Below are 19,235 nucleotides of genomic sequence, written 5' to 3' on the forward strand. Positions count from 1 at the left end.
TATTATCAGAGTTAAAGATTATGTACACTTCTAATCAAAACTTAATCATAATTATTGATCCAATCTTTTATCTTGAACTTTTATGATATGAAGTAAAAGTATTAAACGCTGTCATAGGATTTGAAAATACAAAGCTTTAATATCGAAATTTTATTGAAAGTGCAGTTTTAGAAACATCAGCTCCTATTATCCTTTTATAAATTTTATACTACTGCTAAAAAATAATAATTCAACGCGATATTTAATTTATTGCTTTATTTCCTAGCCATGTTAAGTATCTTTTTACAAATATTTATTACGTAAAAAAATGCCGACATGCTATTTAAGGTTAATGATTAGATGGTACAATACCAACCAATTTTTATATTGGCTTATATTTTAGGAATTAAAATTGATGAATAAAGACATCCACCAACAGCGTATATTGATTTTAGATTTTGGTTCACAAGTAACGCAATTAATTGCTCGAAGAGTGCGTGAAATTGGTGTGTATTGTGAACTTTGGCCGTGGGATGTTTCGGAAGAAAAAATCAAACAATTTAATCCTAAAGGCATCATTCTATCTGGTGGTCCTGAAAGTACTACCGATCAAAATAGCCCTAGAGCTCCAGAATATGTGTTTAACGCAGGCGTTCCCGTGTTAGGTATCTGCTATGGTATGCAAACTATGGCAATTCAAGTAGGTAAGGGCGGACAAGTTACTGCATCTAATCAACGAGAATTTGGTTATGCTAAAGTTGATATTCTTGCAAAATCAAAATTAACAGAAGGTATTTTAGATAGCACCAATGATGCTGGTATTGAGCAACTGGATGTCTGGATGAGTCATGGTGATAAAGTTACTTCATTACCTGACACATTCACCCTAATTGGGCAAACAGAAACTTGTCCATTCGCTATTATGGCCAACGATGAAAAACAGTTTTATGGTGTACAGTTCCATCCTGAGGTAACGCATACGGTTAAAGGATTAGAGTTATTAACGCGTTTTGTTATTGATATTTGTCAGTGTGAAAGACTATGGACACCATCTTCTATTATTACTGATGCAATTACCCGTATAAAAGAAAAAGTTGGTAAAGATAAAGTATTACTAGGTTTATCTGGTGGTGTTGATTCTTCGGTTACTGCATTATTATTACATCAAGCAATTGGTGACCAGCTAACTTGCGTCTTTGTTGATCATGGGTTATTACGTTTAAATGAAGCAAAGCAAGTCATGGACATGTTTGGTGATAAATTTGGTTTAAATATTATTGCAATTAATGCCGAAGATCGATTTATGGCCGCATTAAAAGGAGAGGTTGATCCTGAAGCTAAACGTAAAATCATTGGTCGTGAATTTGTCGCTGTTTTTGATGAAGAGGCGGCAAAATTAAAAGATGTCAAATGGCTTGCTCAAGGCACCATCTATCCAGATGTCATTGAATCAGCTGCTGCTGATACAGGTAAAGCCCACGTGATTAAATCTCATCATAATGTTGGTGGTTTACCTGAAGATATGAAAATGGGGCTAGTTGAACCATTAAGAGAATTATTCAAAGATGAAGTACGTAAAGTTGGTTTAGAACTCGGTTTGCCTTACGATATGCTTTACCGTCATCCATTCCCTGGACCAGGTTTAGGGGTGCGTGTTCTTGGTGAAGTGAAAAAAGAGTATTGTGATTTACTACGACAAGCCGATGCTATTTTTATCGAAGAACTTTATAAAGCTGACCTATACCACAAAGTTAGTCAAGCATTTACCGTATTTTTACCAGTACGCTCGGTAGGAGTAATGGGAGATGGGCGAAAATATGATTGGGTTGTCTCATTACGTGCAGTTGAAACTATCGACTTCATGACCGCTCACTGGGCTCATCTTCCTTATGACTTTTTAGGTAGAGTATCAAACCGTATTATTAATGAAGTCAATGGAATATCACGAGTTGTATATGATATAAGTGGAAAACCGCCTGCAACCATTGAATGGGAGTAAAAAATACTTCTATTAGGTGTAATATTAAAAAATCCAGTTATCCATAACGATGTAACTGGATTTCTGTTTTTAAATATCTATTCTCTTGTCGTGAATCTTTATATTTTTTTGTAAAAAATGACAGTAAAATTATTAATATATAGTAAATGTAATGTTTCTACCATCTAAAATTTAATTAGTATTTAAAGGTGGGGCTTCATTAAAAGAAATCAAATTAAAGGCATTAAAATCACAGTATAAGGTCTTTAAGATTATCGATTGTGTTGTTTAGTATGTGAGTTTTGCTACAACTGGTTTAGTCAAATTTTGATTCAATTATAAGATTAATGTTCTTCTAGAGACATTGATAATTGGTAAGTGTCCAATTATTTCTTTAACTATACCTGATAAAAAATGCTTATAAACTCAGACTGATTAAGTTGTATTTTGATAACGATTAGGAATCAATTTCCTCTAAAATAATTATTAATACATCGAAAACAGCTTTTCAATCAGTGTTAACAAATATCCAAACTGAAAGGCATTCCTAAACTGACAACATATCATATCGCTGTATGGCAGCGTATATAAACGCTCAGAAAATGATAAATCTTGAAATAATGAAATAATTCTTAATGATTTAAGATTGATAGGATTATATTTAGATAATAAGTTTGGTTGATTATTAGGGAAATTTATATATAGGTAAGATAAAAACCGAAAGATATTAGAGTCGTATTTATACTGATGATGAGTTTTAATAATTTTGAATTTATAGGTATTAGAATATAAATTGTAGTCAAATTAAGAAAAAGATGTGGTATGTATGTCCTGATAACAATTTGATGTAAATAATATTGAAAATAAAGAACATGAAATAATTCACTTATTGAAAAAGACACATAGAAATTTTAACAATAGATTCATGCTAACAGTGTCATTAAACATCAATTGCTGAACACTGTTGTACATATAGGTTATACAATACGGTTATTTAAAGAGATTCATAAAAAATAAAATTATTAGAAAGATGCATGTTTATTAACCTATTTAAAGATTGTGTGATAGTTAAATAACCAAATAGAAGGATAATTCTTTTTAATTTAGAACTTTAAAGTAAATTTAATTAAAATTTATATCCATCTTTGATATCATAAAAAATTAATATTTAATTAATTATAAAGGCAATTTTATGTTTAATTTGAAAAAGTATTTTTTAATTATATTGGCATTGTTTAGTACTTCTTGTTTTTCGCTTGATCGGGTGGTTATGTTTGTTTGTACAGGAAACACTGGTCGTAGCCCAATGGCAGAAGCATTAGCTAAAGATTATGTAAAAAAACATCATTTAAATATCATAGTTGAATCACGTGGTGTAAATGTTGATCCTAATGAGATCACCCCTGAAGAAGGCAGTGTCAAAGTATTAAAAAATAGAAACATTGATATTTCCTCTCATAAAGCGGCTCAACTAGTCAAAGAAGATATTGATTCATCAGATTATTTATTAACAATGACACAAAACCATAAAGATAAAATTTTAGATAAATTTCCAGAATCTGAAGGCAAAGTCTTTACATTATCTGAATTTGCTACAGGTAAAAATGAAGATCTATCTGATCCTTATAAAATGCCAATGGCTGCTTATATTAAAGTTGAAAATCAATTAGATAAATTTTTACCATTAGCACTTGATAAGATTGCGAAAGAGGAATAATCCCTAAATTCAAATTAGATTAGCAAGTTTATAAACGCCTAGATATTTTTTTATTTAATTATTAAGTAATTAAATCTTCTAGGTGTTTTTTTAGCAAATTAATAAAATCAGTTTACATTATTTTTAAGATTAAAAACTGTATAATCTTGACGATAAAAATTTCGTATTGCTATAATTTTACTGAATGTTAAGAAAAATTAACAATTAAATACCAAACATTAATTTATAGGGTAATCCTTAAATTTGATTCCCCCTCTCTATGTAATTTGACCAAAAACTAACCAAAGTCACCGTAATTTAACTACTAAAAAAATTTTGTAAAAAAAATTAAAGTTTTGTTAACGTTTATAATTTTTTTTAACATATTGATTATAAATAAAAAAAAATATTTCTGCTTAAAAACCCTCATTTTTATGACCTGCCGGAAAACTTACTTTGTATACAATTTAACCGTTAAAATGTTAAAAAAAACAAAAAGTTAATGCAGTTTTTATTTAAACAGTTTACATGAACAGATAATCTATATAATATTGTCGTTTGTAAAGAACGAATCAATTAATGACGTTAATTACTAAGTTTTCATAAAGGATTTGAAAGCTTTTTTGTAGTACAAAATGGAGCAGTACAAAAATGATTATAAATTTATAAAATTAATTCTATTTTTTATAGGCAAAAAAGATGAAAAAAATAAAACTTACGCCCTATCAATCAATTTTTTATTACGAATGGCTAGCAAACCCATCAAGGAGCGATTACAACATCGTTTCTGATAATATAATCTCTGGAGAACTTAATCTTAGAAAATTTTCCGAAAGTTTTAAAAAAATTATTAATGAGCATTTTGTTTTTAAGAGTTACGTTGTAAATCAGGACGATGGTATTTTTTGGCAAAAAAGAGAATCAATTACAGAAGAAAATTTAAAGACAGTAATCGTTTATCACGATAAACCTTTAAGTAATGAAGATATCAGTAAAATTGTTGCTGAGCCCTTTGATTTAGAGAAGGATATTCCTGCCAGACTTCATATAATTCAAGTTGGTCATCAACAATATCGAATTATTTTAGTCTTTCATCATATTTTAGTTGATGGTGTAAGTACTCAAGAGTTTTGGGACAAACTTGGTCAATACTATAACGATATACCTTATGAGCTACCGTCATATGAGGTTCAAGCTCAAATGCATCAAAAATTAAACGATTCTTATCATGAAATTTTAAACGCACAAAGACAGCAGATGGAAGATTTCTGGAAAGAAGAGTTACAAGATGTAAAAAATATCGACTTAACTTTCTTAAAGTTATCAACCGAAAAACCAAAGCAATCAAATTCGTTTAAGCCTTATATAAGTGAATTTACTTTTAGCTATGATGAAAATATTTATAATCAAATTAAAGCAATACGACGTAAACATAAAATAACACCATATTTATTCGGTCAATTGGTAATGGCTTTGTTGTTAAATAAAATGACATCTCAAAGTGCAATTCCTCTTGTTTACCCAATAGCGTTTAATGAAGGTAAAGAATTAATATATGGCGCTCACATTAATACATTACCTGTTGTTTACCATTTTGAAGAGGATTCAACTTTAGAATCTGTTATACAAAATATTTTGGTTCATTATAAAAAGGTGAAACAGACAGGCGCAAAATACTTACCTATTTACGATATTATGCAGTTTGCTGAAAATGCTAATGTTCTTGATGTGGCATTTGTGCAAACATTCCTTCGTGACCATAAAATGAATCTTAATGGAATGATTGATGGAGCCGTTAATCATGAATTTCAGATAGATTTATCAAATAAATTAGTATTTGAACAAGAAGAATATAATAACCAGATTAATTATCGCGTTAAATTTAGTGAACAACAATTAGATAAACAACTGGTAGAACAACTTGTGAAATTCTATCAAAGACTGTTTATAAAGTTACTTGACTATTTAAGCAATGATCAAGCCGATATTTCAATAAATGACATTGAGTTTCTTAATGAAGATGACTTAAAAGTTTTAATTCATGATATAAATCAGACTCAACAACCGTATCAAAGTGATAAAATCATTGCTCAATTATTTGAAGAACAATGTCAAAAAACACCAAACAATGCTGCTGTGCTTTTTGAAAACATTGAAATGTCTTACGCTGAATTAAATTCCAAAGCAAATCAATTTGCTCATTATCTTCAAGAGCATTTTTCGATCAAACCGAATGATTTAGTTGGACTTTACTTAGATCGTACAGAACAAATTATTGTTGCTATTTTAGCTGTGCTTAAATCAGGAGCAGCTTATGTTCCAATAGATCCAACAGCACCTTCAGAGCGCAACAAATATATTTTAGAAGATGCAAATATTCGTGCAGTGATAACACATTCTCATTACGTTGATAAATTGAATGTATTAATGCCAACGGTGGAAAGTGTTCCGGTTGATGATTCTTCTTTTATTACAACCTTACAAAATTATTCAACAGATAATACTATTATTGAAACTAAACCAAATGATTTAGCTTATGTCATTTATACCAGTGGAACAACCGGTAATCCGAAAGGAACTTTAATTGAGCAACATAACGTTAATCGCTTAATTATTGGAGCTAATTATGTTGAAGTTGACGAGACAGATCGCATAGTATGTATTGCAGGATATCATTTTGATGCATCAATTTATGAAATATTCAGTGCTTTACTGAATGGCGCTGGAGTAGTTATTACTGCTAAAGAAAATCTCTTAGATTTAGATAAATTTAATCAATTAATTGAGCAACATCACATTACCAATTTCCTTGCTATATCTACATTTTTCAATACGTTAGTTGATGCTCAATTACCTAATTTAGCAAAATTGCGTTATATTCTAGCTGGAGGAGAAGCCTTATCAGCTGTTCACGTCAATAAATTTCTTAAATTGTATCCAAATGTAAAACTCGTGAATGCCTATGGTCCAACAGAAACGACTACGCTTGCTACAACTTATTTAACGAACCAAAGTCAAACATCATTCACTAACAATGTACCTATCGGCGTACCATTACCAAATACATCGGTATATGTTTTAAATCCACAACGTCGCCCAGTTCCTATTGGCTGTATTGGAGAACTTTATATTGGTGGCGCAGGTGTTGGTCGTGGTTATCTGAACAATGTTGAAATGACAAATAAAGTGTTCATTAAGAATCCATTTCAAACCGAAGATGAAAGAAAGCAAAATTACAATGACCGTATCTATAAAACAGGTGATTTAGTCCGTTTCTTACCAGATGGCAACATTGAATATATTGGTCGTAATGACTTTCAAGTAAAAATTCGTGGTTTCCGTATAGAGCTTGGTGAGATCGAAACTCATTTAATGATGCATCCACAGATTAAACAAGCGACAGTGTTAGCTTTAAATAATCAAAGCGGTTATAAATATTTAGCTGCATATTATGTCGCTGATAATGAACTTGACTCAGCAGAATTGGCAGCGTATTTATTGAATGTGATACCTGAATATATGGTACCTTCAACATTTATACATCTACTGGTTATGCCTGTAACTATCAATGGTAAAATTGATCAAAGAGCATTACCAAAACCAGTGTTACTAACCCAAAGTAGCTATGTTGCACCTAGTTCAACCATTGAGCATTCGATTGTAGAGTCTATCGCCAGTTTATTAGGATTTGAAGCGAGTGCTATCAGTGTTACTGATGATTTTTTCCGTTTGGGCGGCAATAGTATTTTGGCTATTAAATTGTCAAGTAAGTTAACTCGAGAATTTGACCGCTCTATTCGTGTTGCTGATATTTTCACTTTCCGTACTGCGCAAAAAATAGCTCAATTTATTGATAAAAATCAAGAAAGAAGACAATCAATAAGTGTGATGCCAGTTGAGCATATTGAGCAACAATTATTATCCTTTGCTCAAGAACGTCTGTGGTTTATTGATTCTTATGAAGGTGGCAGTAATGCTTATAATGTTCCATTGGTATTCAAGCTTAAAAGCAACACAGATATTAATATACTTGAAAAAGCAATACATGCAATTATTGATCGACATGAAGTTTTACGTTCACTAATTAAAACCAATGCTCAGGGAATTGGATATCAACAAGTAATTGATTTACAACAGTTCTCTTGGAAGATCAATAAACAAAATTGTTCAAACAAAGCTGAGCTTGAAGCTGCAATTTATGATGATCTACATAAAACCTTTATTTTATCCGAAGAATTACCAATTTCTGTTTGTTGTTATCAATTTGCCGGTGATAATTATTTAAGTATTGTCATTCATCATATTGCATTTGATGGTTGGTCAACTGATATCTTTTTAGATGAATTAGTCAATCTTTATCATTACGTTACAGCCTTATCTCAAGGAGATAGTCAGTACGCAGAAACATTACGTTTACCAGCCGTTGAAGTGCAATATAAAGACTTTGCTTTATGGCAACGTAATCTATTACAAGGTGATTTTTTAAATAATCAATTGAATTTCTGGAAAGGGCAATTAGAAGATTTTGAACAACTTAATTTGCCTACCGATTATTCGCGTCCAAGGGAGATTGATTACAGTGGTCATGATGTTACTTTTGAACTGAACGAGCAATTAAGTCAACAAATCCGTTCACTTGCCAATGAGCTTAATGTGAGTGTTTATTCGGTATTATTGAGTGGCTTTTATTTATTATTAGGCACCTTTAGTAATCAAAAAGATGTGGTTGTTGGTTCACCGATTGCTGGTAGAAATTATTCAGGCATTGAAAATACCATCGGCTTTTTTGTTAATACTTTAGCATTACGCAAATGTATTGAGCCTAAAGATAGTTTAAAATCATTTATATTACAGACAAGTGAGCTAGTAACCCAAGCTCAACAATATCAAGATTTGCCATTTGAACGATTAGTTGATGCATTAGCGATTGAAAAAGATTCTTCTCGTCATCCAATATTCCAAGTAATGTTTGGCGTACAGTCATTCGGGGCAGCGATACGAAATGGTAAAACAGAAGAATTATTATCTTTATACCAAAGTGAAATTGTTAATTATCAATCAGCTAAGTTTGATATGACAGTAATGCTTGATGACTCTAAATCAGTTATCACAGGCTTATTTAATTATGCTTGCAAACTGTATCGTAAAGAAACAATTGAGCATTACATCACCATTTATCAAACTATTTTAGAGCAGTTTTCTCAAATGTGTGAGTCAGAAAAACCATTGACAGAAATGCGTTTAGTGGATGCGGCTACTTTCAATCAATTGGTTTTTGAAAAAAATAAACCGTTTCAACCTTATGCAAGAAATAAATCTGTTGCGGAATTATTTGAGGAAAAAGTTAATCAAGTACCTAATAATATTGCAGTAATTTTCCAAGATACTGAATTATCTTATCAACAAATAAATGAGCAAGCTAATCAGTTGGCACGTTATCTGCAAGAACACTTTGATATAAAACCTAATGATTTGATTGGTCTTTACCTTGATCGTTCTCAATATATCCTGATCTGCTTCTTAGCCATTTTGAAAGCAGGTGGGGCTTATGTTCCATTGGATCCAAATGCTCCAGATCCACGTAATCAGTTCATTATGCAAGATGCAAAAGTCAAAGCCGTTCTTACGACTAAAAATCATTGTGATAAATTAACTGGTTTAGCGCCTAATTTATCAATATTGGCTGTTGATCAAGCTGATTTTCATGATAATTTACAAAATTATGCAAAAGATAATCTTTTAATTAAAGCGAATCCACATGATTTAGCTTATGTTATCTATACAAGTGGAACAACAGGGAATCCAAAAGGAACGCTTATAGAGCATCAGAATCTTAACAACTTTATTGTTAATGCTAATTATGTCAAAATTAATCCGAACGATCGTTTATTAAGTATCTCAGGTTATCAATTTGACGGTTCTGTTTACGATTTCTATACTCCGATACTTAATGGTATACCACTGGTTATTGCTGAAAAAGAGACATTTTTAGATTTAGATCAGTTTAATGCGTTAATTGCTGATAAAAAAATTACAAATTTCTGTTGTACAACAACTTTTTTCAATGCATTAGTCGATAATGAAGTTGCTAATTTAAATTTATTAAATTACATTTTTGTGGGTGGTGAAGCTTTATCAGCGCATCATATTAATAAGTGTCATCAACTTTATCCACATGTGAATGTTGTTAATGCTTATGGTCCAACTGAAACCACTGTCTTTGCCGTTACAAATTTGACTAATTTAACGCAAGAACCATTCACTTACAGTGTTCCAATCGGTAAAGCATTGACAAATACTTCACTCTATATTCTAGATGAACAACGTCGTCCTGTACCTATGGGGGCAATTGGTGAACTTTATGTTGGTGGTGAAGGTGTTGGTCGAGGTTATTTAAATAAACCTGAACTGACAGATAAAGTGTTTATTCAAAATCCATTCCAGACTGTCGTTGAAAAAGCTCAAAATTATAATGGGAGAATCTATAAAACTGGCGATTTAGTGCGTTATTTAGCGGATGGCAATATTGATTATATTGGTCGTAATGACTTCCAAGTTAAAATTCGTGGATTTAGAATTGAACTTGCAGAAATTGAAACGTGTTTAGTCAGCCACGCTGAGATTCATCAAGCTGCCGTACTAGCTTTAAAAAATAGTGCTGGTGCTAAATATATTGCAGCTTATTATGTTTCTAAACAACCATTGAGCCAAGAACAACTCGTTGTTTATTTACAACAATCACTTCCTGAATATATGATCCCAGCTGCCTTTATTCATCTTGATGCTATGCCAATGAATATGAATGGTAAATTGGATCGTAAAGCGTTACCGACACCACAGCTCATTGATGAGAAAAACTATGTCGGTCCAACAAATGAAACCGAAGCTATTTTCTGTCAAACCTTTGCAAATATTCTTGGTTTACAAGCGAATGAAATCAGTATTCATGATGACTTTTTCAAACTCGGTGGGGATAGTATTAGTAGTATTCAACTTACCAACCGAATTAAACAAGCTCTTAATTATTATCTTTCAATTAAAGATATCTTCAATTTAAGAACAGTACAAGCTTTAAGTCATCATGTGATAAATAATCGACATGATTCAAAAATCAGTGTTGAAACTGAGCAAGGGATCTTATCAGGAAGTCTTGAGCTTTCTCCTATTCAACAGTGGTTCTTTAAAGAAGTTGAAGTCGGAAGATTCCCAGATCATCATCATTGGAACCAAGCATTTTTACTTAAGGTTCCAATGCTTAACATTGAGTTACTCAAACTAAGTGTACAAAAATTGCTTGAATATCATGATATGTTACGGGTTAATTATCGTCATACAGTTGCAACTTATCAATCACTACCTGATATGTTGCCATTTTCTACCCAGAATGTAACAGGTTGGTCACAAAATGACATTCATCAATTATTAACTGATTGGCAAAGTAATTTTACTTTTGATCAAGGAATATTATGTCATATTGGTTATTTAACTGGTTTTGATGATAATTCTGCACGTATTCACATCGCTGCTCATCATTTAAATATTGATGCCGTGAGTTGGCGTATCATTAAAGATGATCTAGAAGCTATTTACCAATATATAAGCCAACAATCATCTGTTGATGCCAATATCAATGTGACAAATATTTTAGGTGATAAAGGGAGTAGTTATCGTCAATGGGTAAATAAACAACAACAATACCCAACACTAATTGCGAGTGAGCAAGAACCGACGTATTGGCAAAGCATATTAGCTGATATTAATCAGTATCATAATCACCTTGATCAACACCGTGTTGATACGCTATATCAAGCTAAAATGCAGCTGTCTAAGACACAAACCTCTCGTTTACTTAGTCAAATTAATAAGGTATATGGTACAGAAATTAACGATATTTTATTAACAGCACTAGCACAAGCGTTAAAACTGGTATTCAGTGGTAATGATCACTATATATTATTAGAAGGTCATGGGCGAGAAGCGCTCTTTGATGAAATTGATATAAATAATACTGTTGGCTGGTTTACCAGTATGTATCCAGTTAAGCTAATTGTGAATAACGATAATGTTGCTAATAATGTTGCCATGATTAAAGATTCATTAAGAGAAATACCTAATCATGGTGTGGGTTATGGTTGTTTAGTTGGTTATATCAAACAAGCTTTACCAGCGATAAGTTTTAACTATTTAGGTCAATTTGATAGTACTGAAAAAGTAAATAAATGGCGATTTAGTGATGAAGATAGTGGTGTATCAATGTCTTCTAATAATCGCATGACAGACTTTTTATCCGTTAATGGTGGTATTTTAGATGATCAATTACAATTTGCTATTACAGGATATGTTAATAACGAACACGGTGAAGCTCTAGTTACTGCCTTTACCCAACAACTTAATGAATTAATTGATCAATTAGCATTAATTGAACGAAGTTATTTAACACAATCTGATATTAATGGTGTCATCTCTTCAACATTGCTTAATTCATTACAAAGTGACAGAGAAATAGAGGCAATTTATCCTGCAAATAGTTTACAGCAAGGCTTTATATATCATGCTGTTTCTCAAGGTGATTCAGATAATGCCTATCGAATTCAAATGATATGGGATTATTACAATTCACTTGATATTAATTTGCTTGAACAAGCATGGCACCTTACACAGCAAAAATTCCCTTCATTGCGTTTACGTTTCTCATGGGTGGAAGAGCTGGTACAGATTATTGATAAACAATCCGATTTTGCTTGGGAATTTATTGATCTTAGTGATCAAACTCAAGAGCAACAACAACTCAGTATGAGTGAATTGATCAAACAAGATGAACAAGTCGGTTATGATTTAACTAAAGGTCAACTGTTTAGGGTTTCCTTAATTAAATGTTCCAATGAATATTATCGATGTTTATTTAATAATCATCATGCTATTTTAGATGGTTGGAGTTTACCAGTCTTACTTAATGATGTGCATCAAAATTATTTAACTTTATTACACCAAAAAGAGGTAATTATCCATGAAGATAGTAGCTATTTAGCTGCCCAATCTTATTTACAAAGTAAAACCGATGAGACAGCATCATTCTGGAAACAATACCTTAATGTTGAGCTTGAACCTGAGAATTTAGAAAGCTTACTTAAAGCGGATCTAAATCACGTTAACCTAGGTGAACATAAATATATTGAAAATCCACAAGAGATTTCAATTGAACTTAATTCACAACAGTGTGAACAATTAAAAACACTGTGTAAAAACAGTGAGTTTACATTAAATGCTTTGGTTCAATATTGTTGGCATCAACAGTTAAGCATTTTTGGTAATACCAAAACAACCGTTGTGGGTATGACAGTATCTGGTCGTAACTTACCTATTGATGGTATAGAAAATTCTATCGGGCTTTATATTAATACATTACCTGTAATTTTAGAGCATACTGATGGTAGCGTTATTGAGACCATCAAAATGTTACAAACACACATTAATAATGTGAATAATAACAGTAATATTAATCTGATTGAATTACAAAAATCAGGTACACGTCTATTTAATTCACTATTTGTATTTGAAAATTACCCATTATCAGAAAGAGAAGAAAATGAATTAAAAATTGTGTTCCAAGGCGGCCATGAAAAACTGGATTATCCTCTCGGAATTGTGGTTTATGAGGCAGCAGGTAAAATATCGATTAAAATCAAATATGCTGGGGAACTATTTGATGAATCAGCTATAAAACGTGTATTGAAAGGAATAGAATTAACCTTAATACAATTAGCTAAAAATCCAGCTATTGAGGTAAATGCGCTCAATTTATTAACTGAGCAAGAGTATGACCAATTAATCGTTAATCAACAAAGAAATATCGTTCCATTTGAACGTCATAAACTCGTGAGCCAATTGTTTGAAGAACAAGTTCAGAAAACACCTGACTCTATTGCAGTTGTTTATGAAGATACGAAATTAACGTATCAGAGTCTGAATGAACAAGCCAATGAACTGGCAAATTATTTACGATCACAGTTATCAGTACAACCTGATGATTTAATTGCGTTATACTTAGATAAATCGCACTATATGATAGTAAGTATTCTAGCTGTATTAAAATCCGGTGCTGCTTATGTGCCTATCAGTCCGAACACGCCAGAAGAACGAGTGGAATTAATTCTTAATGATACTAAAGCAAAAGGTGTGATAACCCACGCTCATTATGCTAAAGAATTGACCCAACTAGAAACTGAACTGCAACCGGAAGTTATATCAGTTGATGATCCATCTTTGAGTAACAAGCTTTCGCAGTTTGATAAACACAATGTGATCACTTCGACGCGAGCCCACCATTTGGCGTATGTGATTTATACAAGTGGTACAACTGGACTACCGAAAGGGGTAATGATTGAACATCATGGAATTGCTAATTTAGCAACGGTTCAGCAAGGTATTTTAGATCTACAGCCATGTCATCATAAGCAAGATCAGAAAAACGTTCTTTGGTATTCAAATTATATTTTTGATGCTCATGCTTTCGAAGTATATAACGCCTTACTTAATGGCCATCAGTTGCATATTCTGTCGGAAGATAAACGTTTAGACTTTATAGCCTTATCTAAATATACTCAAGATCAACATATTGATTTTGCCTTTATTCCACCAGCTTTACTTGATCAAGATGAACTACTTTCAGTACCTGTTTTGACCGTTGGTGGTGAAGCTATTAATGCTAAATTGGTACAACGTTATTGTCAGCAGGGTATTAAGTTAATTAATGTTTATGGACCAAGTGAAACGACTGTCTGGGCGATGGCTCATCGTTATAATAAAGATGATCTAAATACAGACTTGGGACAAGCCATTAATAACGTTACTTTATATGTTCTTGATGAATATTTACGTCCTGTACCTCAGGGTGTTATTGGTGAATTATACATCGGTGGTGCTGGTGTTGGTCGTGGTTACCTAAATAACCCAACGTTGACCAATCAGTCATTTATCGCAAATCCATTCCAAACCAGTGAGGAAAAAGCGCGAAATTATAATACTCGAATTTATAAAACTGGGGACCTAGTTCGTTATTTACCAAATGGTCATATTGAATATATTGGTCGTAATGATTTTCAGGTTAAAGTCCGTGGTTTCAGAATTGAATTAGGTGAGATTGAAACACGATTAATTAGTCATCCTCAAATTAAGCAAGGACTTGTTGTGGCACTGACTAATAATCAAGGTAATAAATATCTTGCTGCTTATTATGTCTCTGATACAGCCATAGATCAGGCCGAGTTAACCAGCTACTTAGAACAAACATTACCTGAGTATATGATTCCATCAGCCTTTATTCATCTAACGGTAATGCCAGTTAACGTTAATGGTAAAATTGATCGTAAAGCATTGCCAATGCCTAACTTTGTTATGCAAGAAAGTTATGTTGCTCCTAGCACAGTGACAGAACAACAGTTAGTAGCCGACATTGCTGAACTATTGGGAATGGATATCGATTCTGTAAGTGTGATTGATGACTTCTTCAGATTAGGTGGCAACAGTATTTTAGCTATTAAACTGTCAAGTAAAATAGCCAAAACTTTTGAGCGTGATGTGCGTGTGGGGGATATTTTTACTTATCGTACCATTCAAGAAATAGCGAAATATATTGATGGTAATCACCAAAAACGTCAATCAATTACCATACATCAGGTAGCTAATGTGCATGAACAAAGATTATCTTTTGCACAGGAGCGTTTGTGGTTTATTGATTGTTATCAAGGAGGTAGCAACGCATACAATATACCATTAGTGTTCAAACTTCTGCCAAAAACCAATATTTTGTTTGTAGAGCAAGCGTTACAAGAAATTGTTCAGCGCCATGAAGTGTTGCGTTCATTAATTAAAAACACAACAGACGGTGTTGCCTACCAACAAGTGATGAGTTTGCAAGAGCAACCATTGACAATCGAAAATCATGATTGTGATAGCCAATCTGAATTAGATAAAGCTATTCATAATCATGTATACAAAGTATTTATGCTATCTCATGAATTACCAATTTCGATTTGTCGATACCAATTTGATCAAGAGACTTATATGAGCATTGTGATCCACCATATTGCATTTGATGGTTGGTCAATTGATCTGTTCATTAATGAGTTCAGACAGTTGTATCAATACTATGAGGCTTTATCTTTAGGTGATCGTAATCAAGAGGTTGTTCTCAATTTACCACCAGTAGAAGTACAATATAAAGACTTTGCTTTATGGCAAAGAGAGTATTTGCAAGGTGATATATTGACTGAGCAGTTACAGTTCTGGCAAGAACAACTGGCCAATTTTGAGCCGCTTAATTTACCGACTGATTATGCTCGTCCACAACAAATTGATTATACGGGTCAAAATGTTCTGTTTGAACTTGATTATGATATCAGTGAACAAATACGTTCATTAGCAAAAGAGCTCAATGTTAGTGTTTATTCTGTGTTACTTAGTGGTTTCTATTTACTACTTAGTTCATTTAGTAATCAAAAAGATATTGTTATTGGTTCGCCAATTGCAGGAAGACATTATCAAGGTACAGAAAATACCATCGGTTTCTTTGTCAATACATTAGCATTAAGAAAGTGTATTGAACCGAGCGACAGCCTAAAAATGTTTATTTTGCAGACCAGTGAATTAATTACGCAAGCTCAACAATATCAAGATTTACCATTTGAGCGCTTAGTTGATGCGTTATCTATTGAAAAAGATATTTCGCGGCATCCTATTTTCCAAGTGATGTTCGGAGTACAATCATTTGGTGAAGAAGGAAAAGAAGATACTCTATTGCAACGTTATTATAATGACAATGCAGGGTATCAAGCTGCTAAGTTTGATATGACAGTGATGCTTGATGATTCTAAACCAGCAATATCAGGCTTGTTCAATTATGCTACTAAACTCTATAAGCAGCAGACCATTGAGCACTATATCACGATTTATCAATCAATCTTGAAGCAGTTTACACAGATGTATCAACAGCAACACGCTTTAACAGAGCTGCATCTGATAGATAACTCGACGTATCAAAAAGTAATCTTTGATTGGAATAAGACGCGTTGCGATTATCCAACAGATGTGACAATGCATCAATTGTTTGAAAGACAAGTATTAAGAACACCAAATAATCTAGCTTTAGTCTATGAACATGACCGCTTGACTTATCAAGAGCTTAATGAGCAAGCGAATCAGCTAGCACATTATTTGCGTGAAAACTTTAATATTCAGCCTGATGATTTGGTGGCAATATGTCTTGAGCGTTGTAAATACATGTTAGTAAGTATCTTGGCTATCTTAAAGGCAGGTGGTGCTTATGTACCAATGGATCCTAATATGCCGGAAGATCGTCTCAGTTATATGATAAAAGATACGAAAGCTAAAGTTGTATTAACAACTAACTTAAGTTATGAAAAGATCAATTCTTTAGTTTCTGAGGATCAAGTTGCATTGAACTTACAGTCTTTACAAACAATTGATTGCTTAAGTAAATATCCAACAACTAATCCAACGCCATTAGCACAGCCTAAAAACTTAGCTTATGTCATTTATACAAGTGGTACAACCGGTATGCCAAAAGGTGTAATGTTAGAACACCAAGGTGCGGTTAACCGTATTATTTGGATGAATAACGAATATCCGATTACTGAAAAGGATCATATTTTACAAAAAACGAATTATACCTTTGATGTCTCGGTGTGGGAGCTATTTTGGGCGAATTGGTATGGCGCCTGCATTGTTTTCGCTCACTCAGAACTTTATAAAGATAATGTTTATCTTGCGGAGTTGATTGAAGCTGAACAAATCACGGTATTACATTTTGTACCATCAATGTTAGTTGCATTTGTGGAAACTTTAGAAGCGCAACCTAATTTGGTTCCAAAAGTTCAGGGATTAAAATATCTGTTCTGTAGTGGTGAGGCACTTAATCTTTATGAAGTAAAAAAATGTCATGTGTTGATGCCAAATTGTAAGGTACATAACCTTTATGGACCAACAGAAGCAACCATTGATGTGCTTTATTATGATTGTAATAATCCAAACATTTCCCAAGTATTAATCGGTAAACCTATCGCTAATACTTCGGCTTATGTTCTCAATGAATTATTACAGCCAGTACCAATTGGCGGAATAGGTGAGTTATATGTTGGTGGTGATAATGTTGCTAGAGGTTATCTAAATAATATTCCATTATCAAATGAGCGCTTTATTGCTAATCCGTTCCAAACGGAAGCAGAAAAAGCACAAGATTATAATGCTAGAATTTATAAAACCGGCGATCTTGTTCGTGCTTTATCTGATGGTAATATTGAATATTTAGGTCGTAATGACTTCCAGGTTAAAATTCGTGGATTCAGAATTGAACTTGGTGAGATTGAAGCTCGATTGACCCAGTATGATGGAATTAAACATAGCGTCGTTATTGCTTATGAGCAGGCTTCAGGCAGTAAATATTTGGTTGCTTACTATCTAGCTAATAAGGAGATTGATAGCCAATTATTACAAGCTCATTTAAATGAAACTTTACCGGGATATATGGTTCCGTCAGCATTCATATATTTAACTGAATTACCAATTACTTCAAATGGTAAGTTAAATCGTCGAGCGCTACCAAAACCAGAGCTTACCGATAAGGTTGAGTATGTCGCGCCAGAAAATGATCTCGAAAGAACATTATGTGAAGTCTTTGCCAATATTCTTAAAATTCCTGCCGAAGAAATTAGTATGCAAGATAGTTTCTTCCGATTAGGTGGTAATAGTATCTTGGCTATGATGCTTAATAACCGAATTAATGATGCCTTTAAAATCAAAATGCGTTTAGTTGATATTTTAAGCGTCAATACGATTCGGGAATTAGCAAGAAAAATCTCAACAGCTCAAGAACAGTTTAATCCTATTGTGGAATTAAGGGTTGATCATGAAAAAACACAAATTTTTATGATTCATCCTGGATTGGGCGGTTGTGATGTTTATCAATCATTAGCGAATAAGTTATCCTCAAAATACAGCTGTTTTGGTGTAGATTCTTACAATTTATATCATGATAAACCTATTGAGGATCTCAATGTTTTAGCGCAATATTATCTGGATCATATCAGTAAAGTTGCAACAAAAGATCAGCCAATCAAATTGCTTGGTTGGTCATTAGGTGGCAACATTGCGTTAGAAATCGCAGTACTTCTTGAGCAACAAGGAATCGAAAATATTGAAGTTTATCTATTAGATTCTTGGTTATTAAAAGAGCAGGATTTAGTTCAGAATCATCATCCAGTAAACATTGCTCATGCTATGGATCGATTAAATCTACCTGCACATGTGCGCGATCAGATTGAGACTTTTGCAAAAATTGATAACAAGCTAGTTATCCAGCAGTTATCAGCTAAATTAAAACATACTCAAGTTGTGTTGTTTAAAGCTACACAAATTGATCAAGGTAAAGACATAGCTGAAAAATATGCATTGAATAACATTGATACTTATTTGCAAGATAACTCTCAATTAAAATTGGTTGAGATAAATTGTGATCACTACACGATTTTATCTCATGAGCAAGACATTTTAGCTCAGATGTTATAA

The 19,235-nt window shown here is 32.7% G+C and carries 3 protein-coding genes; all 3 read left to right on the plus strand.

Translation table 11 applies throughout. From position 1 onward, the window contains the following. Positions 1-394: 394 nt before the first annotated feature. The 3 genes from guaA (at position 395) to J3U19_RS06015 (ending at position 19,235) form a co-directional block, all read left to right on the plus strand. Positions 395-1,978 carry a glutamine-hydrolyzing GMP synthase gene (guaA, locus tag J3U19_RS06005; RefSeq protein WP_267340771.1) on the plus strand — a complete coding sequence of 528 codons (1,584 nt, stop codon included), beginning with the start codon at positions 395-397 and terminating at the stop codon, positions 1,976-1,978. Positions 1,979-3,149: 1,171 nt separating this feature from the next. Further along, a complete protein-coding gene (locus J3U19_RS06010; protein ID WP_267345724.1) occupies positions 3,150-3,674 on the plus strand; it encodes a low molecular weight protein arginine phosphatase in 525 nt (174 codons plus the stop codon). Between the two features lie 678 nt (positions 3,675-4,352). Further along, a complete protein-coding gene (locus J3U19_RS06015; protein WP_267345725.1) occupies positions 4,353-19,235 on the plus strand; it encodes a non-ribosomal peptide synthetase in 14,883 nt (4,960 codons plus the stop codon).

It is taken from the genome of Gilliamella sp. B2828 (genome assembly GCF_026537125.1).
Lineage (GTDB): Bacteria > Pseudomonadota > Gammaproteobacteria > Enterobacterales > Orbaceae > Gilliamella.

Excerpts from the sequence above, each read along its gene's own strand:
- guaA (WP_267340771.1), top strand. The coding sequence starts at position 395 with ATGAATAAAGACATCCACCAACAGCGTATATTGATTTTAGATTTTGGT.
- J3U19_RS06015 (WP_267345725.1), top strand. The coding sequence starts at position 4,353 with ATGAAAAAAATAAAACTTACGCCCTATCAATCAATTTTTTATTACGAA.
- J3U19_RS06010 (WP_267345724.1), top strand. The coding sequence starts at position 3,150 with ATGTTTAATTTGAAAAAGTATTTTTTAATTATATTGGCATTGTTTAGT.